The following is a 20,252-nucleotide window of genomic DNA, read 5'->3' as shown; positions in this document are numbered from 1 at the left end:
GCCCGAATGAACGAGAACGAGATCGTCATGATCGCCACCTTCCCGAACATCCCGGAGGAGAACGTCGCCGCGTTCACGGCGGCCGTCGCCGAGTCCCTCGACGCGGTGCGGACGGAGAAGGGCAACCTGCAGTACGACTGGTTCATGGACGACGACCGCAGCCGATGCGTGGTGCTGGAGCGCTACCGAGACGCGGCGGCGGTGGTCGAACACGTCGGCAATGTGGCCGAGGTCCTTCCGCGGCTGGCTCAGCTCGGGGGCGGGGTGGAGATCGACGTACTCGGCACGCTCCCCGCGGACCTGCACGCCGCACTCGAATCCCGCGTGCGAGCAATCCACGGTCTCGTCGCGGGCAAGTAGCCGACACCTTTCGGCCGATGTCCGAGGCCGTCGATACGATGTGGCCCATGTTGATGCCGCCTCGTTCGTCTGCCCGCGCCGTGGTCACCGGAGCGTCCTCCGGCATCGGAATGGCGTTGGCGCGGACGCTCGCCGCTCGCGGCCACTCGGTGATCCTGGTGGCGCGGCGGGAGAACGTACTTCATGAGCTCGCCATCGAACTGCGGTCGCGATTCCAGGTGGACGCGGACGTGCGGGCGGCGGACCTCTCCGATCTCGACGCGGTCGACGCACTGTGCGACGAACTGTCGAGTCGCGAGATCTCCATCCTCTGCAATAACGCGGGGATCGCGACCTTCGGGCCGCTCGCCGGCCTCGACTCCGCATACGAGCGCGCCCAGGTCCGGCTCAACGCGAACGCCGTGCACGATCTCACTCTCGCGGTTCTTCCGCAGATGGTCGAACGCGGCTCCGGCGGCATCCTGATGGTCGGCTCCGCCGCAGGCAATATGCCGATTCCCAACAATGCGACGTATGCGGCGACGAAGGCCTTCGTCAACACCTTCAGCGAGTCGCTGCGCGGGGAACTCAAAGACACCGGGGTGCACGTCACACTGCTGGCTCCGGGACCGGTCCGCACGCACACCCCCACCGCCGAGGAGGCGTCGATCGTCGACAAGCTGGTCCCGGGCTTCCTCTGGCACGATTCCCAGAAGGTAGCGGAGATGAGCCTGGATGCGTTGAGCCGCAACAAGATGCGCGTGGTTCCGGGGACACTGAGCAAGGCGATGTCCGTGGCCGGCGGCTATTCGCCGCGTGCCGTGGTCGCGCCGATCGTCGGCAAGTTCTACAGCAAGCTCGGCGAAGGCGAGTAGCTCGTACCGCGCACGCGGACAGACGGCGGCACGCCGTCCCGATTACAGTTGATCGAGTGCAAGACAAACTCGTGTGGATCGACTGTGAGATGACCGGACTGGATATCGGCTCGGACAAGCTCATCGAAATCGCCGCTCTCGTCACCGACAGCGACTTGAACATCATCGGCGAGGGGGTCGACCTCGTCATCCACGCCGACGACGAGGCCCTCGCGGGCATGCCCGAGGTGGTCGCCAAGATGCATGCCGACTCCGGGCTCACCGAAGAGGTGCGCGCCTCCACCGTCACGCTCGCCGAAGCGGAGAAGGCGGTTCTGGACTACCTGCGCGAGCACATCACCACGGCCGGCGCGGCCCCGCTCGCGGGCAACTCCATCGGCACCGATCGCGGCTTCATCGCCCGGGACATGCCCGAGCTGAACGCCTACCTGCACTATCGGATGGTGGACGTCAGCTCGATCAAGGAGCTGTGCCGTCGCTGGTACCCGCCGATCTACTTCGGTCAGCCGCAGAAGGGGCTCGCCCATCGCGCACTCGCCGACATCCGCGAATCGATCCGGGAACTGCGCTACTACCGCGAGACCGCCTTCGTTCCCGCCCCCGGCCCCGACGCGAAGACCCTCGAAGAGGTCGTCGAACGGCTTGGCCCCGCGTAAACACGCTGGTCAGGAACCGATTGGAGTTTCTGGGTGAAAACCGGCTAGAGTATGAGCCTGGCTCGGCAAACAACGTGTGAACGCTGTGCAGCTGCGCCGATGGTGAGTGTAGTTCAGTTGGTAGAGCACCAGGTTGTGATCCTGGCTGTCGCGGGTTCGAGTCCCGTCACTCACCCCGAAGAACGACGAGGGCCCGGACGGCGAGAACGCCGACCGGGCCCTCGTCGCATATCGCACGGACTCCTCACCCCACGGGCAAGAACATCCCGGCATGCAGAACGCCCCGGATCTCGCGAGAGATCCGGGGCGTTCCGTGTGTCTAAGTCTTTAGACTGCTGTCACGTTCGTCGCCTGGGGGCCCTTGGCGCCCTGCTCCAGGTCGAACTCGACCCGCTGTGCTTCCTCCAGGTTGCGGAATCCTCCGCCGGAGATAGCCGAGTAGTGGACGAAGACGTCTTCACTACCGCTGTCGGGAGCGATGAAGCCGAAGCCCTTTTCGCCATTGAACCACTTGACGGTTCCTTGTGCCATGCTGTGTTACTGCTTTCTTCAGATTGCAGGGGGCAAAATCTGCCCACCCGCTTCATAGAGCATCTCACAGATCTGCGAACTTCGCAGTGCCGTGGCTCACCGCGCCCGTATCGAGCACAGATGCCCAGCGGTCAGGTGATCGATACCCGCTGCAGGTCCTGGCCGATCACCACCTCGCCGCCGTAGCCATTCGAGGCCCAGTTCTTCCAGCGCTCTCGGTCGATCGGCGTCTGCGAGACGCGGTGGGTTACCGCACCGCGGAGACGTGCGCGCACGTCGACCTCGCCGACGGCACCGTGGAGCGCGCCGAGGTGGTGATCGCGGGACCGTCCCCGCCGAGACCCCGCGCGCCGCGGGCGTCGATCTGTCGGAAGTGGACGTCTACGTAGGGCCTCGGGGCCACTTCGTGCACTACGGCCTGCGTGGCGGAGCGATGCTCAACCAGGTGTACGTCTTCGAGTCGCCGAAGGCCCTCGCCGGCGAAGAGGACTGGGGCACCCCCGATGAGCTGGACGCGGCCTTCGAGCACACCGTCGACTTCGTCCGCGACGAAGTGGCCCACATGTGGCGCGACAAGTGGTGGCGCATGTTCGACCGGGAACCGCTCGACGACTGGGTGCACGGCCGTATCGCACTGCGCCCGGCACCGGCGCGCCGACGGCGGCGTCGACTGGGACGCCGCGCTCGCCGGGTACAACGCGGTCCGTCTGGAGCACTGCCGCCGGGCACTGACCACGTCCCGGGCCTGGGGTGAGCTCTGGCACCTGGACGGCGAGTCACGCGCCACGGCCCTGGATCCCGAGGACGAGCCCGCGATGTTCACTCCGGTTCCGCTGTCGACCGCGGACGCCCTCATCCCGCGCGAGGGTTCCGGCGCGCCGTCATGACCGGCAGACGACGGACGGCCGATGGTCGATGACCATCGGCCGTCCGTCGGTCGTCACCGGGGTGGGCGCGTACCTCAGCCGCGCGCCTGCTCCAGTGCCGTGTTGAGCGTCTCGCTCGGGCACATCACCTTCTCCAGCTTCGCGGAGTCGGCGAGGTAGTAGCCGCCGAGATCCACCGAGTGACCCTGGACCGCGGCGATCTCGTCGACGATCCGCTGCTCGTCGGCGGCCAGCTTCTCGGCCAGCGGAGCGAAGTGCGCGGCCAGTTCCGCGTCCTGCGTCTGCGCCGCCAGCTCCTGTGCCCAGTACATCGCCAGGTAGAACTGGCTGCCGCGGTTGTCGAGCTCGCCGGTCTTGCGCGACGGCGACTTCCGGTTGTCGAGCAGCTTGCTGGTCGCCGCGTCGAGCGTGGTGGCGAGGACCGCGGCCTTCTCGTTGTCGTACTTGCGGCCCATGTCCTCCAGGCTCGCGGCCAGCGCCAGGAACTCGCCCAGCGAATCCCAGCGGAGGTGATTCTCCTCGACCAACTGCTTGACGTGCTTGGGCGCGGAGCCGCCCGCACCGGTCTCGTAGAGTCCGCCGCCGGCCATCAGCGGCACGATCGAGAGCATCTTGGCGCTGGTGCCCAGCTCCAGGATCGGGAACAGGTCGGTCAGGTAGTCGCGCAGGATGTTGCCGGTCACCGAGATGGTGTCGAGACCGCGCCAGGCGCGCTCGAGGGTGTAGCGCATGGCGCGCACCTGGGACATGATCTGGATGTCCAGGCCCTCGGTGTCGTGGTCCTTCAGGTACTTCTTGACCAGCGTGATCAGGTTGTTCTCGTGCGGACGGTACGGGTCGAGCCAGAACACCGCGGGCATCCCCGAGGCGCGCGAACGCGTGACGGCCAGCTTGACCCAGTCCTGGATCGGCGCGTCCTTGACGATGCACATGCGCCAGATGTCGCCGGCCTCGACGTTCTGCGACAGAAGCACCTCGCCGGTGCCCGCGTCGACGATGTTGGCGACGCCGTCCTGCGGGATCTCGAAGGTCTTGTCGTGCGAGCCGTACTCCTCGGCCTTCTGCGCCATCAGTCCGACGTTCGGCACCGTGCCCATGGTGGTGGGGTCGAACGCGCCGTTGGTCTTGCAGAAGTTGATGATCTCCTGGTAGATCCGCGCGAAGGTCGACTCCGGCATCACCGCCTTGGTGTCCTTCTTGCGGCCGTCGGCGCCGTACATCTTGCCGCCGATGCGGATCATGGCAGGCATCGACGCGTCGACGATCACATCGCTGGGCGAGTGGAAGTTCGAGATGCCGCGCGCCGAGTCGACCATCGCCAACTCCGGGCGATGCTCGTGGCAGCGGTGCAGATCCTCGATGATCTCCTCGCGCTTGGACGCGGGCAGTGTGTCGATCTTCTCGTAGAGGTCCACGAGGCCGTTGTTGACGTTGACGCCGAGTTCGTCGAAGAGAGCGCCGTGCTTGGCGAAGGCGTCCTTGTAGAACACCTTGACGCAGTGGCCGAAGACGATCGGGTGCGAGACCTTCATCATGGTGGCCTTGACGTGGAGCGAGAACATGACGCCGGTCTCCTTGGCGTCGTTGAGCTGCTCCTCGTAGAACTCGAGCAGCGCCTTCTTGCTCATGAACATGCTGTCGATGACGTCGCCCTCGTCCAGCGGCACCGTCTTCATCACGTGCGTCTCGCCGTCGGCGGTCACCACCTCCATGCGCGCCTCGCACGCGTGGTCCATGATCATCGACTTCTCGCCCGCGTAGAAGTCGCCGTGCGTCATGTGCGCCACGTGCGACTGCGAGGCCATCGACCACTTGCCCATGCTGTGCGGGTTCTTGCGCGCGTACTCCTTGACGGCCTTCGGCGCGCGCCGGTCGGAGTTACCTTCGCGGAGAACGGGATTGACCGCACTGCCCAGACATGCCGAGTAGCGGTTGCGGATCTCCTCCTCCTCCGGGGTCTTCGGATCCTGGGGGTAGTCCGGGACCGCGTAACCCTTGGCCTGCAGCTCGTGGATGGCCGCGTTCAGCTGCGGAACCGATGCGCTGATGTTGGGGAGCTTGATGATGTTGGTGTCGGGCTTCTGCGTCAGCCGACCGAGCTCGGCGAGATTATCGGGCACCTTCTGCTCGTCGGTCAGATAGTCCGGGAACGCGGCGAGGATGCGCGCTGCGACCGAGATGTCACTGGTCTGGACGTCGATGCCGGCGGGTTCTGCGAACGTGCGGATGATCGGCAGGAACGCGGAGGTCGCGAGTCGCGGTGCCTCGTCGGTGAGGGTGTAGATGATCGTCTGGTCCGTGGAGGCCATAGGTGGAAACCTCTTATCTGATCGTCGTTCTTGTGGAACTCTCTGATATTTAGTCGCATCCATTGTCCCGCTGCCGGTGATTCAAAACGACTCGACTCGCGAATGCGAGACGTTGCACACACTTCTGATTCCGCTGACCTGCGTCGCTAGCTGTAGTAAGCGGCACAAACCCTCGCCCACACGGCGCCGGCGTCAGTCCGGCCATACCCCCGACGTCCCCCGGCGATGAGAGCCCAGCAGATGGGTGTCGACGATTCCGACCGCCTCCATCAGCGCGTACATCGTGGTCGGTCCGACGAAGGAGAAGCCTTCGCGTCTCAGCGCTTTCGCCAGCGCCTTCGACTCGGGCGACTGGGTGGGCACGTCCGCGTGCGTGCGCGGACGCGGCGTCTCGTCGGGCCGGAAGCTCCAGATGAACTCGGCCAGACCGCCCTTCTCGCGCAGCGACAGGGTGGCCCCGGCGTTGGTGATCGCGGCGAGGATCTTCGCTCGGTTGCGCACGATCCCGGCGTCGTTCATCAGTCGGGCGACGTCGGCCTCGCCGTAGCGGGCCACGCGTTCCGGATCGAAGCCGTCGAAGGCCCGGCGGAACGCGGGGCGTTTGCGCAGAATCGTCGCCCACGACAGCCCCGACTGGAAGGCCTCGAGACTGAGTCGTTCGTAGAGGCCCTGCTCATCACGCACGGGCACACCCCACTCGGTGTCGTAGTACTCGCGAAGGAGCGGATCGGTGCTCGCCCACACCGGGCGCGCGAGGCCGTCGTCGCCGACCACCAGGCCGGAGCCGGTGACGTCCTCGGGTTCTGCAGTCATGGTGTCCTTCCTGAAATCCTCACTCGCCCGTCACCGGCTTCGGCTCGCCATCACTCCGACAGCCCGGTGACCCGCATGGTGATGTTGATCCGGCCCGCCGCGAGACCGCAGTCGTCCGGCGCGGTGCCCGGATGGATGCGCTGCACGCCGTGATACGCCAGCCGCAACGGTCCGCCGAAGACGAACAGGTCCCCCGACTCCAGGTCGAAGTCCCGGTACGGTCGACTCCGGTTCTCGGTGTTGCCGAACCGGAAACGCGCCGTATCGCCGATCGACAGCGAGACCACCGGCTCGCGCGACACCTCGTCCCGGTCCTGATGCATCCCCATCCTCGCGCCGGCGTCGTAGTAGTTCACAAGCGCCGTGTCGGGCGTGTACCGCTCGGCGCTCGGATCGCCGGCCGCCGTCAGCGCCTGGCGCCCCAGCCGCACCATCCAGTCCGGGAAGCCGAGCACCCGGCGCCCGTTGACGTCGACGGCGTCGCGCGAGTACCGGTACGGACGCCAATGCCAGCCGAGGCAGACGGTCCGCACGCTCATCCGATGCTCCCCGATGCGCGCCGAATGCGGCGGCACCGGTCCGGCCGCCCACCGGCGGTACTGCGCGACCAACCACCGCTGCTGGTGCGGCGTGAGCCACCCGCGGACCAGCGCCGCGCCGTCCGGGAGCTCGGGCGGCGGCCGCCCCGGATCGTCGTCGCCGAAGAGCGAGTTCGGGCTCCCGTTCACGCGACACGCTCCAGCGTCAGCAGTGCCGTCTTCGCTTCGACGCCCCCCAGATAGCCGCCGAGGCTCCCGTCGGCGCGCAGCACCCGATGGCATGGGACGACGACGGGCAACGGGTTGGTGGCGCATGCGGTGCCGACCGCGCGCACGGCCCCCGGGTTACCCACCGACTCGGCGACCTCCCGGTACGACTGCGTGTGCCCGTACCCGATGTGCGGCAGATACCGCTGCACCGTCTGCCGGAAGCCGGACGACAGCCGGAAGTCCAGCGCCACGTCGAATTGCCGGCGCCGGCCGCGGAAGTACTCGTCCAACTGTGCTGCGACGACGTCGAGCCGACGCGGCGCGCGAAGTATCCGGGAACTCACCTTCGCGGCCAGAACGTCCAGCACCGCGTCGAAGTCCTCGCTCTCGAACGCGATGCGGACCAATCCGGCCTCGGTGGCGGCCAGGAGCAGCGGCCCGATCGGGGTCTCGACCGTCCGATACGCCACGTCCAGCAGCGCGTTCTCGTCAGCGGCTGTCGTGAGCCGGGCGTGCAGCCGGCCGAGGTCGTCCGGTGCGACCGGGAACAGGTCCGTCATCGCGGGCCTCCCTTCTCCGAGCAGGTGCCGGTGGTGCCGTAGGTCTTGCGCAGGGATCTGATGCCGTCGGCGGCGGCGCGCCGGACCGCCGCGGGCGTTCCGCCGATGATCTCGGCCGTCTCGACGTGACTGAGCCGAGCGAGGTAGTGGTAGCCGACCGCCAGACGCTGCCGGGGCGGGAGGTCGGCGACCGCGTCCCACACGTCCGCGTCCCCGGTTCCCGGCAGCCCGTATTGCGACTCCCGTTCGGGCACCTCGTCGATCGGCACCGCGTTCCGCGCACGCGCCCGGATGACGTCGATCGCCTTCCGTTGCGCCACCCGGACCAGCCAGGCTTCGACGTCGGTGCCCTCCTCCAGATCCGGCCACGCTCGCAGCGCCGCCAGAAAGGTCTCCGACCACGCGTCGTCCGCATCCGGGCCGGCACCGAGCACACCGCGGCACACGCGCAGCACAACGGCTCCGTGCTGCGCGACGATCCGGTCGAAGGGCTCCCTCATCGTGGATCGTCAGAACAGGCGGGCATCGGACACCTCCGGCGGTTCTTCGATCTCCAGCAGCCGACGTTTGCGATCCAGCCCGCCGGCGTACCCGGTGAGCGAGCCGTCCGCGCCGATCACGCGGTGGCACGGAATGATCACGCTGATCGGGTTGCGGCCCACGCACTGACCGACGCGCTGTGCCAGGCGCGGGTTGCCGAGCCTGCGCGCGAGCTCACCGTACGTCGTCGTCTCCCCGTACGGGATCTCTCTCAGCATCGCCCACACCCGTTCGGAGAAATCGTCTCCGGAGGTCGCGATCTCGACGTCGAACTCACGCCGGTCGCCGGCGACGTACTCGTCGAGTTCCCGGGCCGCCTGGACGAACACCGGGTCGTCGGCGGCGGTCGGCTCCCCGTACTCCGTTTCGGGCGGCAGATGCCAGTGGTGGGGGAAGTAGACGGCTGTCAGTGCCGAGCCGTCGGCGACCATGGTCAACCGGCCCAGTTCGGTGTCCACCACCGCGTGTCGTCTCGTCATCGCACTCACCTCGCTTTCCATTCATAGAGCAGACGTTCTGGCGACGCCGAGTGTGAGGTCCCAGTGGCGTCGATCATGTGTGTCGTACCGGTAAGGTGTCGAGCGCCATGTACACCACCGACGACGCCCGCGACTTCGAACTCGATCCGCGCCCGGCACGAGTGGTCGCCTTCGGGTCGCAACTGGTCTTCGGCTCCGTCGGTCTCAACGCGGCCATGCCCGTCTACGAAGAGGCCGGTGTCCGTTGTGCGGCCGTTCCCACACTCGTCCTGAGCAATCTCCCCCATTACCCGTCGGTGCAGACCGTCGAGGTCACGCCGGAATGGATCGACGCCGCCCTGCGCGACCTCGGCGCCACGGGCGCCCTGCGCGCGGTGGAGGCGATAGCCGTCGGCTATCTGGCGTCGCCGGGACAGGCGCACGCCATCGCCGCGTGGTACCGCTCACTCGACGAGCGCGAGCGTCCGCCGCTGATCCTCGATCCGACCTTCGGCGACTCGGACGTCGGCTTCTACACCGACCCCGCCGTCGCCCCGGCACTCCGCGACGCGCTGGTGCCGCTGGCGGCGGTACTCACGCCGAACCGATTCGAACTCGAGCACCTCGTCGGCCCCGGACACCCCGCCGGCGAAGCCTCGGATGAGGCCGACTCCGGCATCACCGGCCTGGCACGCAGACTCCTCCTCCCCGCCGGCCGCGCGCCCTCCGATCACTGCACCGTGATCGTGACGGGCGTGCACACCGACGAGGGCGTGATCGACAACCTCATCGTGACCGCCGACGAGCACCGGACCGTGTCGGGCCCGGAGATCGCGACCTGGGCGAAGGGACTCGGCGACACCTTCACCGCCGCACTGGTGACCCGCCTCATCACCGGCGACGACGTTCACACCGCGGTCGCCGCCGCGGCGGCTCGCGTCCGGTACGCGATCGAACACCGGTGACCGAGCACCCGCTCGGCGAAAGCACCCAGACGGCGACCGCATCGCACTAGGGTCGACACCGTGAGCCGCTCGAACAGTTCTCCGGCCGACGATCGCGTCACTGCGCGGGTCCTCGTCTACTCCGACGACTCCGGCACCCGCCGCCAGGTCCTCAGCGCACTCGGCGAACGCCTCCACCCCGACCTTCCCGATCTGGAGTACATCGAGGTGGCCACCGCGCCGATGGTGCTCGCTCACCTCGACGAGGGGACGGTCGATCTCGCGGTGCTCGACGGCGAGTCCGCGCCCACCGGCGGGCTCGGTCTGGCCAAGCAGATCCGCGACGAATACGACCCGTGCCCCCCGCTGCTCGTGCTCATCGCTCGCCGGGCCGACCGCTGGCTCGCCGACTGGTCGCGGGCCGACGCCACCGCCGATCTCCCGGTGGATCCGCTGGAGCTGCCGCGGACCGTCGTCGCGCTGTTGCGGTAGCCCTCGCGGACTCGCGACTTCACCGAGAAGTCCCACAGCACACGCAATTACGTGAGTAGGGTGTGGGTTGAGTCACAGATCATCTGGCACGTGATGGCCGTCTCGACCAGCACTGCGGAAGTGGAGGCTACGCCGGCATGAACGCTTACGGACCGATCCTCGTACTGGGTGCCATCGCGCTGGCGTTCGCACTCGTCTCCGTGGTCATCGCCTCCGTGATCGGCCCTCGCCGCCGCAACCGCGCCAAACTCGAGGCCTACGAATGCGGCATCGAACCGTTGCCCCCGACCGCCGGCGTCGTCCAGCGATTCCCGGTGAAGTACTACCTCACCGCGATGCTGTTCATCATCTTCGACATCGAGATCGTCTTCCTCTACCCCTGGGCGGTGGCCTCCGAGAGTCTCGGGTGGTTCGGGCTCATCGCCGTCGCCCTCTTCCTCGTCAACGTCTCAGTGGCCTACGCCTACGAATGGCGTCGCGGAGGACTCCGCTGGGACTGAGAGCACTGCGAACGAGCACGACCGAAGGAGGCGGGCAATGGGACTCGAAGAGCAACTCCCCGGCGGGTTCCTGCTGAGCACAGTCGAGAAGCTGGCGGGCTACATGCGCAAGGGGTCCCTGTGGCCCGCGACCTTCGGGCTGGCCTGCTGCGCGATCGAGATGATGGCCACCACAGCCGGCCGTTACGACCTCGCGCGCTTCGGCATGGAGGCCTTCCGGGCGTCTCCCCGGCAGGCCGATCTGATGATCGTGGCCGGACGCGTCAGCCAGAAGATGGCACCGGTTCTCCGCCAGATCTACGACCAGATGGCCGAGCCGAAGTGGGTCCTCGCGATGGGCGTCTGCGCGTCCTCCGGCGGGATGTTCAACAACTACGCGATCGTCCAGGGCGTCGACCACGTGGTCCCGGTCGACATCTACCTCCCCGGCTGCCCGCCGCGGCCGGAGATGCTGCTCAACGCGATCCTGATGCTCCACGAGCAGATTCAGCAGATGCCGCTCGGCGTCCACCGGGAGGAGGCGATCCGCGCCGCCGAGGCCGCCGCCCTCTCCGCCCCGGCGACCATCGAGATGAAGGGCCTGCTGCGATGAACGGCGAGGTGTCGCGGCCGCGGCCCGAGCACGAGGTGATCGGAGCACGACACGGCCTGTTCGGCGTCACCGGGACCGGCGACACATCGGGATACGGTCGCCTCGTCGCACCGATCACACTGCCGGGCAACACGACCCGCCCCTTCGGCGGCTACTTCGACGAGATCCTCGACGAGTTGGAGACCGCGCTGGACCGCCGCGGCGTCCCGTTCGACGACGCCGTGGAGAAGACCGTCGTCGACCGCGGCCAGATGACGATCTTCGTGACCCGGGAGCACCTGCTGCCGGTCGCGGCCGCGCTGCGCGACGAACCCGCCCTCCGCTTCGAACTGTGCCTCGGTGTCAGCGGGGTGCACTACCCCGACGAGGCCGGACGCGAACTCCACGCCGTGTACCCGCTGCGGTCGATCACCCACAACCGCCGTGTCCGGCTGGAGGTCGCGATACCCGACGCCGACCCGCACGTGGTCTCCCTGCTGCCGGTGTATCCGACCAACGACTGGCACGAGCGGGAGACGTACGACTTCTTCGGCATCGTCTTCGACGGACACCCGTCGCTGACCCGCATCGAGATGCCGGACGACTGGGAGGGCCACCCGCAACGCAAGGACTATCCGCTCGGCGGCATCCCGGTCGAGTACAAGGGTGCGACGATCGCGCCGCCCGATCAGCGGAGGCGGTACAACTGATGACCGGAGAATCCACGTTCACCGTCGCCGGCCGCGACTGGCAGGAGGTCGTCAGCGCGGTCCGCGAACGCGCGGCCGCCGCCCCCGACGACGAGCGGATCGTCGTCAACATGGGCCCGCAGCACCCGTCGACGCACGGGGTGCTTCGCCTGATCCTGGAGATCGACGGCGAGACCGTCACCGAGGCGCGGTGCGGAGTGGGTTACCTGCACACGGGAATCGAGAAGAACCTCGAGTACCGGACCTGGACGCAGGGGGTCACGTTCGTGACCCGGATGGACTATCTCTCGCCGTTCTTCAACGAGACCGCCTACTGCCTGGCGGTGGAGAAGCTGCTCGGCATCACCGACGACATCCCCGCGCGCGCGAGCGTGATCCGGGTGCTGCTCATGGAGCTCAATCGCATCGCCTCGCATCTGGTGGCTCTCGCGACCGGCGGCATGGAATTGGGCGCCGTGACGCCGATGTTCCTCGGCTTCGGCGCCCGCGAGACGATCCTCGACCTCTTCGAGGACATCACCGGACTGCGGATGAACCACGCGTTCATCCGTCCCGGCGGAGTGTCGCAGGACCTGCCCGACGGCGCCGAGGCGAAGATCGCCGCCGTCCTCGACGCGCTCGGCGCCCAGATCGGCGAGGTGGAGTCACTGCTCACCGACAACTACATCTGGAAGGCCCGGACCCAGGGCGTCGGCTACCTCGACCTCACCGGCGCCATGGCGCTTGGCGTCACCGGCCCGGTCCTCCGCGCCGCCGGACTACCGTACGACCTGCGTAGATCGGATCCGTACTGCGGCTACGAGAACTACGAGTTCGACGTCGTCACCGATACCGGCTGCGACGCCTACGGCCGCTACCTCATTCGCGTGGAGGAGATGAAGCAGTCCGTCCGGATCGCCCGGCAGTGCCTGGACGCCCTAGAGCCGGGACCGGTGATGGTGGCCGACCGCAAGCTGGCCTGGCCCGCCGACCTCGCCGTCGGCCCCGACGGTCTGGGCAACTCCCCCGAGCACATCGCCGAGATCATGGGGATGTCGATGGAAGCGCTGATCCATCACTTCAAGCTCGTGACCGAGGGGATGCGCGTGCCGTCCGGTCAGTGCTACGTCGCGATCGAGTCGCCACGCGGCGAGCTCGGTGTCCACATGGTCTCCGACGGCGGCACCCGGCCCTACCGCGTCCACTTCCGCGATCCGTCGTTCACCAATCTGCAGGCCGTGGCCGCGATGTGCGAGGGCGGCCTGGTGGCCGACGTGATCACCGCGGTCGCCAGCATCGATCCGGTGATGGGAGGCGTCGACCGATGAATGAACCCGTCCGCCTGGAGTTGTCGGCCGGTCCGCCGGTCTACTCGACCGGAGTCCCGCATCCGCCGGTGGAGTTCGCCGGTCCCGAGCACTATTCGGCCGAGGACACCGCGGCACTGGCCGACGACGCGGCCACGATCATCGGCCGCTACCCGCAGTCGCGCTCGGCGCTGCTTCCGCTGCTGCATCTGGTCCAGAGTCACGACGGCTACCTCACCCGAGCCGGGATCGCCTTCTGCGCGGAGCAGCTCGACCTGACCGCGGCGCAGGTGGCGTCGGTGGCGACCTTCTACTCGATGTACCGCCGCGCACCCACCGGCGACTACCTGGTCGGGATCTGCACCAACACGCTGTGCGCGGTGATGGGCGGCGATGCGATCGCCTCCCGGATCACCGATGAGCTCGGCGTCCGCCCCGGCGAGACCACCGCCGACGGGCGGGTCACCGTCGAGCACGTCGAGTGCAATGCGGCCTGCGACCACGCGCCGGTGGTGATGGTCAACTGGGAGTTCTTCGACGACCAGACTCCCGAATCGGTGCAACAGCTCCTCGACGATCTGCGCGCCGGCGTGCCGCGATCGCCGACGCGCGGATCGGACACACTGTGCACGTTCCGCCAGACGGCACGCCTGCTGGCCGGCGTGGAGGAGGCGCCGAAATGATCGCCGTGAGCCTGCCCTCGTCCACCCCGGAACCGGCCCGCGTTCCGATACTCAGCAGACACTGGGACGAGCCGGAGTCGTGGACGCTGCGCAGCTACATGGGCCAGAACGGGTATCAGGGGCTCAAGGCCGCGCTGCGACTGTCGCCCGACGAGGTGATCGAGCAGGTCAAGGCGTCCGGGCTCCGGGGCCGCGGCGGCGCGGGCTTCCCGGTCGGCACCAAATGGTCGTTCATCCCGCAGGGCCCGGCACCCGGCGGCGACGGGACACCGCACTACCTCGTGGTCAACGCCGACGAGTCGGAGCCGGGCACCTGCAAGGACATGCCGCTGCTCCTGGCCTCGCCGCACACGCTGGTGGAGGGGGTGATCATCGCGGCCTACGCGATCCGTGCCCACCATGCCTTCATCTACGTGCGCGGCGAGGTGGCCGGCGTGGTCCGCCGCCTGCGCACCGCCGTCGAGGAGGCCTACGACGCCGGGCTGCTGGGCCGCGACGTCCTCGGGTCGGGCTTCGCGCTCGACCTGGTGGTGCACGCCGGCGCGGGCGCCTACATCTGCGGTGAGGAGACCGCGCTCCTCGACTCACTGGAGGGCCGTCGCGGACAGCCGCGACTGCGGCCGCCGTTCCCCGCCGTCGCCGGGCTGTACGCCAGTCCGACCGTCGTGAACAACGTGGAATCGATCGCCAGCGTGCCGTCGATCATGCGCAACGGACCGGACTGGTTCCGCGAGTTCGGAACCGAGAAGTCGCCGGGCTTCACCATGTACTCCCTCTCCGGCCACGTCGCCCGGCCGGGCCAGTACGAGGCACCGCTCGGGATCACCCTGCGCGAGCTGCTGGCGCGGGCCGGCGGCGTGCGCGCCGGTCACGAGCTGAAGTTCTGGACGCCCGGCGGGTCGTCGACTCCGATGTTCACCGCCGAGCACCTCGACATCCCGCTCGATTACGAAGGAGTGGGGGCCGCGGGCTCCATGCTCGGAACCAAGGCGCTGCAGATCTTCGACGAGACGGTGTGCGTGGTCCGCGCCGTCCTGCGGTGGACGGAGTTCTACGCGCACGAATCCTGCGGGAAGTGCACCCCCTGCCGCGAGGGCACCTACTGGCTGGTGCAGCTGATGCGTCGCCTGGAGGCCGGCGACGCCACCGAAGCCGACCTCACCACGCTCACCGACGTCACCGACAGTGTGGTCGGCAAGTCGTTCTGCGCTCTGGGCGACGCCGCCGGTGCCCCGATCATGAGCTCGCTGACCCACTTCCGCGACGAGTACCTGGCGCACTTCCCGCACGACGGGCATCCGGGCGGCTGCCCGTTCGACCCCGAGAAGTCGACGGTCTTCGCGTCCGTGTCGCCCGAGTCCGAGGGAGGCGCGCGATGACCGCCGCGGCGACCGACCTGATCACCCTGACGATCGACGACGTCGAGGTCTCGGTCCCGAAGGGCACCCTCGTGATCCGCGCCGCGGAACTGATCGGCGTGGCGATTCCGCGCTTCTGCGACCACCCGTTGCTGGCGCCCGCCGGTGCCTGCCGGCAATGCCTCGTCGACGTGGAGGGCCAGCGCAAGCCGATGGCCTCGTGCACCATCGTCGCCACCGAGGGGATGGTGGTCCGCACCCAGCTCACCTCGGCCGACGCCCGCCGCGCCCAGGAGGGCGTGATGGAGCTGCTGCTCATCAACCACCCGCTCGACTGCCCCACGTGCGACAAGGGCGGCGAGTGTCCCCTGCAGAACCAGGCGATGTCGGCCGGACGGCCGCAGTCGCGCTACGGCGGCGTCAAACGGACGTTCACCAAACCGGTTCCGTTGTCGAGCGAGGTGTTGCTCGACCGCGAACGGTGCGTACTGTGCGCCCGGTGCACCCGCTTCTCCAACGAGATCGCGGGCGATCCGCTGATCGAGCTCGCCGAACGCGGCGCGTTGCAGCAGGTCAGCGCGTACGCCGACGAACCCTTCGAATCGTACTTCTCCGGCAACACCGTGCAGATCTGTCCGGTGGGAGCGTTGACGGGCACCGCGTATCGGTTCCGCTCGCGGCCCTTCGACCTGATCTCCTCGCCCAGCGTGTGCGAGCACTGCGCGGCCGGCTGCGCCCAGCGCACCGACCACCGGCGCGGCGAAGTGCTGCGACGGCTGGCCGGCGACGACCCCGAGGTGAACGAGGAGTGGAACTGCGACAAAGGCCGCTGGGCGTTCACCTACACCTCCCGGCCCGATCGCATCACCACACCGCTGGTGCGCGGCGACGACGGTGAGCTGCACCCGGCTCCGTGGTCGTACGCGCTCGCCGCCGCGGCGCGCGGCCTGAGTGCCGCGGGCAGTCGGACCGGAGTGCTCGTCGGCGGCCGCGCCACCGTGGAGGACGCCTACGCCTACGGCAAGTTCGCCCGCGTGGCGCTCGGCACCAACGACGTCGACTTCCGGATCCGCACCCACTCGGCGGAGGAGGATGACTTCCTCTCGGCACATGTGGCGGGCAGCGGGATCGGACTGACCTACGCCGAGCTCGAGCAGGCGTCGACGGTGGTCCTCGCCGGACTCGAACCGGAAGAGGAATGCCCGATCCTCTTCCTCCGCCTGCGCAAAGCGGTCCGGCGTCACGGTCAGGCGGTGCACACCGTCGCACCGTGGACCAGCCCCGGTGCCGCCAAGCTCGGCGGCTCCGTCCTGCAGTGCGTGCCGGGGCGAGAGGCCGCGGTGCTGCGCGGCCCCCGCGTGCACGAACTGCTCTCCGCACCCGGCGCGGCGCTCCTGATCGGGGAGCGCCTCGCCGGGTGTCCCGGTGCGCTGACCGCCGCAGCCGAGGTGGCCGCCGCCACCGGCGCCAGACTGGCCTGGGTGCCGAGAAGGGCGGGCGAACGCGGCGCCCTCGACGTCGGTGCGGCGCCCAACCTGCTTCCGGCCGGCCGGCCGCTCTCCTCCGAACGGGCCCGGCGCGACGTCGCAGCGATCTGGGGTGTTCAACCGCAGGCAGCACCCGGCCGCGACACCGCGCACATCTTGAGTGCGCTCACCACCGGAGACCTGTCGGCCGCGCTCGTCGGCGGCGTGGAACTCGGGGATCTGCCGAGTCCGTCGGCGGGCGATGCGGCACTCGCGGCCGCCGGTTTCGTGGTCAGTCTGGAACTTCGCCGCAGTTCGGTCACCGCACACGCCGACGTGGTGCTCCCGGTGGCCGCCGTGGCCGAGAAGCCGGGCACGTTCGTCGACTGGGAGGGGCGCCCGCGTCCCTTCGACGTGGCCCTGCCGCCGGCGCAGTCGAACGGAGCCGCGCTGCCGCTCTCGGATCACCGCGTGCTCCACGCGCTCGGGCGGGAGATGGGTTTCGACCTGCGGTGCGACGACCCGGGCACCATTCACCGCGAGTTCGCGGAGATCGGCGGCTGGACCGGCGAACGGCATCGGCCGGCGCCCGGACCGGCCGCCGAGCGCGGCGAGCCGCCGGCGCCGGAGGCGGGCCAGGCCGTGCTCGCGTCGTGGCGGATGCTCCTGGACTTCGGCCGCATGCAGGACGGAGAGCCGCATCTGGCGGGCACGGCACGGCCGGCCACCGTGCGGCTCTCGGCCGCCACCGCCGCGGAGATCGGCGCCGCCGACGGCGAGCGCGTCGTCGTCTCGACCGATCACGGGGCGATCGCCCTTCCCCTGACGGTCACGGATCTGCCCGACCGCGTGGTGTGGCTGCCGATGAACTCCCCCGGTTCGCGGGTCTGCCCGATACTCGAGGCGGAGCCGGGCGCGATCGTCACGATCGGGAGGGACGATCATGCCTGACCTGTCGAGCTTCGGACACGACGCCTGGTGGCTGATGCTGGGCAAGTCGGTCCTCATCTTCGTCTTCCTGGTTCTGACCGTGCTCGTCGCCATCCTCGCCGAACGCAAGATCATGGCGCGGATGCAGTATCGGATCGGCCCCAACCGGGTCGGCTGGCACGGGGCGCTGCAATCCCTGGCCGACGGTGTGAAGCTGGGACTCAAGGAAGGCCTCACCCCGTTCGGCGTGGACAAGGTGCTCTACCTCCTGGCGCCGATCATCTCGGTGGTCCCGGCCATCATGGCGTTCGCCGTGATCCCGATGGGACCCGAGGTGTCGGTGTTCGGTCATCACACACCGCTGCAGCTCACCGACCTGCCGGTCGGGGTCCTGTACGTGCTGGCGATGGCGTCGATCGGCGTGTACGGGATCGTCCTCGCCGGCTGGTCGTCGGGATCGACCTATCCGCTGCTGGGGGGACTCCGTTCCACCGCGCAGGTGATCTCCTACGAGATCGCGATGGGCCTGTCGTTCGCGGCGGTCTTCCTGCTCTCGCGCACGATGTCGACCTCGGAGATCGTCGCGGGCCAGGTCCACCACTGGTACGTGCTGCTGGTGCTGCCGTCGTTCGTCATCTACGCGATCTCGATGGTCGGTGAGACCAATCGCGCACCGTTCGACCTCCCCGAAGCGGAGGGCGAGCTCGTCGGCGGATTCCACACCGAGTACTCGTCGCTGAAGTTCGCGATGTTCATGCTCGCCGAGTACATCAACATGGCCACCGTGTCGGCGCTCGCGACAACGCTATTCCTGGGCGGCTGGCAGGCGCCGTGGCCCCTGTCGATCTGGGACGGCGCCAACTCGGGATGGTGGCCGCTGCTCTGGTTCGTGGGCAAGATGTGGGCCTTCCTGTTCGTCTTCTTCTGGCTCCGCACCACGCTTCCCCGACTGCGGTACGACCAGTTCATGGGTCTGGGATGGAAGGTCCTGATCCCGTTCGCCCTGGCCTGGGTGATGGTGGTCGCCGTGATCCGGGAGGCCACCCGTGACTCGTCCGAGTGGACGGCGGGGGTGATCCTGGCGGCCGCCGGTCTGGTCGTCGCGGCGGCGCTGCTGTTCACGATCGCGCGGGTGGTCGGCCGGCGTCCCGGGCCCGCGCCCGACCGTCCGGATCCCGCCGCCCCGTTCGATCCGATGGCGGGCGGGTTCCCCGTCCCGCCGCTGCCGGGCCAGGTGCTGCCCGATCCCATGCTTCCGCGCTCGACGTCCAAGGAGGCCCCTCATGTCTGATTCCAGACTCCCCGACGCTCTCGCCGGCTTCGGCGTCACCTTCTCCGGCATGTTCCGCAAGACGATCACCGAGCAGTATCCGGAGCAGAAGGAACCGACCGCCCGGCGCTACCACGGCAGACACCAGCTCAACCGGTACGCCGACGGACTGGAGAAGTGCATCGGCTGTGAACTCTGCGCGTGGGCGTGTCCCGCCGACGCGATCTACGTCGAGGGCGCCGACAACACCGACGACGAGCGTTACTCTCCCGGTGAGCGCTACGGGCGCGTGTACCAGATCAACTACCTGCGCTGCATCGGATGCGGACTGTGCATCGAGGCCTGCCCCACCCGCGCGCTGACCATGACCAACGAGTACGAGATGGCCGCGCCGACGCGCGTCGGAATGATCTACGAGAAGGACCAGCTGCTGGCTCCGATGGAACCGGGGATGAGGCCCACGCCGCACCCGATGGCCGAGGGAACCCGCGCGGAGAACTACTATCGCGGCGACGTGGGGCCCGACGCATGACGTCGATGCTGGCCGAGGAACTCGTCCGTACCTCCGGCACCGAGGCCGTCACCTTCTGGGTGCTCGGCGCGGTGGTGGTGATCGGGGCGCTCGGGGTGGTGCTGAGTCCCAAAGCCGTCTATTCGGCCGTCTTCCTCGCGATGACCATGATCGTGCTGGCGGTCTTCTACGTGATGCAGGGCGCTCTCTTCCTCGGTGTGGTGCAGGTGGTGGTCTACACCGGCGCGGTGATGATGCTGTTCCTGTTCGTGCTGATGCTGATCGGAATCGACTCCTCGGAGTCGCTGGTGGAGACCATCCGGGGCCAGCGACTCGCGGCCGCGGGGCTCGGCCTGGGTTTCGCCGTTCTGCTGATCGCCGCGATCGGCACCGCCTCGCTGGCGACCTTCGCCGGCGCCCCCGATCACAGCCACTCCGCCGCGCCCGGCGGCGGCAACGAGAACATCCGCGCGCTCGCCGAACTGATCTTCGGCCGCTATCTGTGGGCCTTCGAGCTCACCGGCGCACTCCTGATCACCGCCACCCTCGGAGCGATGGTCCTGGCGCACCGCGAGCGCTTCGGTCCGCGCCGCGGGCAGCGCGAGCGGTCGGTGGAGCGCTTCAAGAACGGCGGTCACGTCACACCGCTTCCCCCGCCCGGCGTGTACGCGCGGCACAACGCCGTCGACGTTCCGGCGCGCGAGCCGGACGGATCGCCGTCGAAGCTGTCGGTGAACGCGACGATCACCGCGCGGGAGATCGACGCCGCGCGGGAGGCGGAGTCCGATCCGGCGCTGGAGGACCGATGACGTTG

At 68.6% G+C, this 20,252-nt stretch carries 22 protein-coding genes, 1 tRNA gene and 1 pseudogene; 16 read left to right on the top strand and 8 right to left on the bottom strand.

Features of this window, described 5'->3' with window-relative positions:
* The first annotated feature begins 6 nt into the window (after positions 1-6).
* The 4 genes from ACZ5QD_RS03140 (at position 7) to ACZ5QD_RS03125 (ending at position 2,045) form a co-directional block, all read left to right on the top strand.
* Positions 7-360: a putative quinol monooxygenase gene (locus ACZ5QD_RS03140; RefSeq protein WP_006896593.1), complete on the top strand. Its 354-nt coding sequence runs from the start codon at positions 7-9 to the stop codon at positions 358-360.
* A gap of 47 nt (positions 361-407) precedes the next feature.
* Positions 408-1,214 (top strand): mycolate reductase, encoded by an 807-nt coding sequence (gene cmrA / locus ACZ5QD_RS03135; RefSeq protein WP_006896592.1) that lies wholly within the window; start codon positions 408-410, stop codon positions 1,212-1,214.
* A gap of 56 nt (positions 1,215-1,270) precedes the next feature.
* Complete coding sequence (orn, locus tag ACZ5QD_RS03130; protein ID WP_006896591.1) at positions 1,271-1,870, top strand: oligoribonuclease; 600 nt, start codon at positions 1,271-1,273, stop codon at positions 1,868-1,870.
* Between the two features lie 102 nt (positions 1,871-1,972).
* Positions 1,973-2,045: transfer RNA gene (locus ACZ5QD_RS03125), tRNA-His, on the top strand.
* 152 nt (positions 2,046-2,197) lie between these two features.
* Here the strand turns inward: ACZ5QD_RS03125 and ACZ5QD_RS03120 are convergent.
* Positions 2,198-2,401 (bottom strand): cold-shock protein, encoded by a 204-nt coding sequence (locus tag ACZ5QD_RS03120; protein WP_006896590.1) that lies wholly within the window; start codon positions 2,399-2,401, stop codon positions 2,198-2,200.
* A 131-nt stretch (positions 2,402-2,532) separates the two neighbouring features.
* Positions 2,533-2,676 (bottom strand): hypothetical protein, encoded by a 144-nt coding sequence (locus ACZ5QD_RS03115; protein WP_156150521.1) that lies wholly within the window; start codon positions 2,674-2,676, stop codon positions 2,533-2,535.
* Between the two features lie 98 nt (positions 2,677-2,774).
* Between ACZ5QD_RS03115 and ACZ5QD_RS03110 the strand changes: the two genes are divergently transcribed.
* Entirely contained in the window at positions 2,775-3,155 is a 381-nt protein-coding gene (locus tag ACZ5QD_RS03110; protein ID WP_006896589.1) for an FAD-dependent monooxygenase, read from the top strand.
* A gap of 207 nt (positions 3,156-3,362) precedes the next feature.
* Here ACZ5QD_RS03110 and ACZ5QD_RS03105 read toward each other — a convergent pair whose 3' ends face one another.
* From ACZ5QD_RS03105 to ACZ5QD_RS03080, 6 genes are all read right to left on the bottom strand, one after another.
* A complete protein-coding gene (locus tag ACZ5QD_RS03105) occupies positions 3,363-5,597 on the bottom strand; it encodes an NADP-dependent isocitrate dehydrogenase (RefSeq protein ID WP_006896588.1) in 2,235 nt (744 codons plus the stop codon).
* 192 nt (positions 5,598-5,789) lie between these two features.
* A complete protein-coding gene (locus ACZ5QD_RS03100) occupies positions 5,790-6,410 on the bottom strand; it encodes a DNA-3-methyladenine glycosylase I (RefSeq protein ID WP_006896587.1) in 621 nt (206 codons plus the stop codon).
* A gap of 50 nt (positions 6,411-6,460) precedes the next feature.
* The gene (locus ACZ5QD_RS03095) at positions 6,461-7,138 is read right to left on the bottom strand and encodes an alpha-ketoglutarate-dependent dioxygenase AlkB family protein (RefSeq protein ID WP_372452528.1); all 678 of its coding nucleotides are present in this window, start codon (positions 7,136-7,138) and stop codon (positions 6,461-6,463) included.
* Positions 7,135-7,719, bottom strand: coding sequence for a methylated-DNA--[protein]-cysteine S-methyltransferase (locus ACZ5QD_RS03090; protein WP_006896585.1), 585 nt, complete (start codon positions 7,717-7,719; stop codon positions 7,135-7,137). The genes ACZ5QD_RS03095 and ACZ5QD_RS03090 overlap by 4 nt, the downstream gene beginning before the upstream one ends.
* Positions 7,716-8,219 (bottom strand): RNA polymerase sigma factor, encoded by a 504-nt coding sequence (locus ACZ5QD_RS03085; protein WP_006896584.1) that lies wholly within the window; start codon positions 8,217-8,219, stop codon positions 7,716-7,718. Before ACZ5QD_RS03085 ends, ACZ5QD_RS03090 begins: the two co-directional genes overlap by 4 nt.
* 9 nt (positions 8,220-8,228) lie before the next feature.
* Positions 8,229-8,738: a methylated-DNA--[protein]-cysteine S-methyltransferase gene (locus ACZ5QD_RS03080; RefSeq protein WP_039867493.1), complete on the bottom strand. Its 510-nt coding sequence runs from the start codon at positions 8,736-8,738 to the stop codon at positions 8,229-8,231.
* 107 nt (positions 8,739-8,845) lie between these two features.
* Between ACZ5QD_RS03080 and ACZ5QD_RS03075 the strand changes: the two genes are divergently transcribed.
* The 11 genes and pseudogenes from ACZ5QD_RS03075 to ACZ5QD_RS03025 all read left to right on the top strand — a co-directional run bounded on the left by ACZ5QD_RS03075 (position 8,846) and on the right by ACZ5QD_RS03025 (position 20,247).
* Complete coding sequence (locus ACZ5QD_RS03075; protein ID WP_006896582.1) at positions 8,846-9,682, top strand: bifunctional hydroxymethylpyrimidine kinase/phosphomethylpyrimidine kinase; 837 nt, start codon at positions 8,846-8,848, stop codon at positions 9,680-9,682.
* A gap of 60 nt (positions 9,683-9,742) precedes the next feature.
* Complete coding sequence (locus ACZ5QD_RS03070; protein ID WP_006896581.1) at positions 9,743-10,153, top strand: DNA-binding transcriptional response regulator; 411 nt, start codon at positions 9,743-9,745, stop codon at positions 10,151-10,153.
* 137 nt (positions 10,154-10,290) lie between these two features.
* On the top strand, positions 10,291-10,653 hold the full coding sequence (locus tag ACZ5QD_RS03065; RefSeq protein WP_006896580.1) for an NADH-quinone oxidoreductase subunit A: 363 nt from the start codon (positions 10,291-10,293) through the stop codon (positions 10,651-10,653).
* 37 nt (positions 10,654-10,690) lie between these two features.
* Positions 10,691-11,245, top strand: a complete 555-nt coding sequence (locus tag ACZ5QD_RS03060; protein ID WP_006896579.1) for a NuoB/complex I 20 kDa subunit family protein — start codon at positions 10,691-10,693, stop codon at positions 11,243-11,245.
* A complete protein-coding gene (locus tag ACZ5QD_RS03055) occupies positions 11,242-11,934 on the top strand; it encodes an NADH-quinone oxidoreductase subunit C (RefSeq protein WP_006896578.1) in 693 nt (230 codons plus the stop codon). The genes ACZ5QD_RS03060 and ACZ5QD_RS03055 overlap by 4 nt, the downstream gene beginning before the upstream one ends.
* Positions 11,934-13,241: an NADH dehydrogenase (quinone) subunit D gene (gene nuoD, locus ACZ5QD_RS03050; RefSeq protein ID WP_006896577.1), complete on the top strand. Its 1,308-nt coding sequence runs from the start codon at positions 11,934-11,936 to the stop codon at positions 13,239-13,241. The genes ACZ5QD_RS03055 and nuoD overlap by 1 nt, the downstream gene beginning before the upstream one ends.
* Positions 13,238-15,282: pseudogene (nuoF, locus tag ACZ5QD_RS03045) on the top strand (NADH-quinone oxidoreductase subunit NuoF). Before nuoD ends, nuoF begins: the two are co-directional and overlap by 4 nt.
* Entirely contained in the window at positions 15,279-17,678 is a 2,400-nt protein-coding gene (locus tag ACZ5QD_RS03040; protein WP_006896574.1) for an NADH-quinone oxidoreductase subunit G, read from the top strand. The pseudogene nuoF and the gene ACZ5QD_RS03040 overlap by 4 nt, the downstream one beginning before the upstream one ends.
* Positions 17,671-18,948: an NADH-quinone oxidoreductase subunit NuoH gene (gene nuoH / locus ACZ5QD_RS03035; protein ID WP_464367112.1), complete on the top strand. Its 1,278-nt coding sequence runs from the start codon at positions 17,671-17,673 to the stop codon at positions 18,946-18,948. The genes ACZ5QD_RS03040 and nuoH overlap by 8 nt, the downstream gene beginning before the upstream one ends.
* Positions 18,941-19,459: an NADH-quinone oxidoreductase subunit NuoI gene (gene nuoI, locus ACZ5QD_RS03030; protein ID WP_346077042.1), complete on the top strand. Its 519-nt coding sequence runs from the start codon at positions 18,941-18,943 to the stop codon at positions 19,457-19,459. Before nuoH ends, nuoI begins: the two co-directional genes overlap by 8 nt.
* Positions 19,456-20,247 (top strand): NADH-quinone oxidoreductase subunit J, encoded by a 792-nt coding sequence (locus ACZ5QD_RS03025; RefSeq protein WP_346077040.1) that lies wholly within the window; start codon positions 19,456-19,458, stop codon positions 20,245-20,247. Before nuoI ends, ACZ5QD_RS03025 begins: the two co-directional genes overlap by 4 nt.
* The last annotated feature ends 5 nt before the right edge of the window (positions 20,248-20,252 follow it).

It is taken from the genome of Gordonia sp. J1A, from assembly GCF_055393515.1.
Note: the sequence above shows the minus strand (reverse complement) of the source record. Positions and strands in the feature narration are given on the sequence as shown.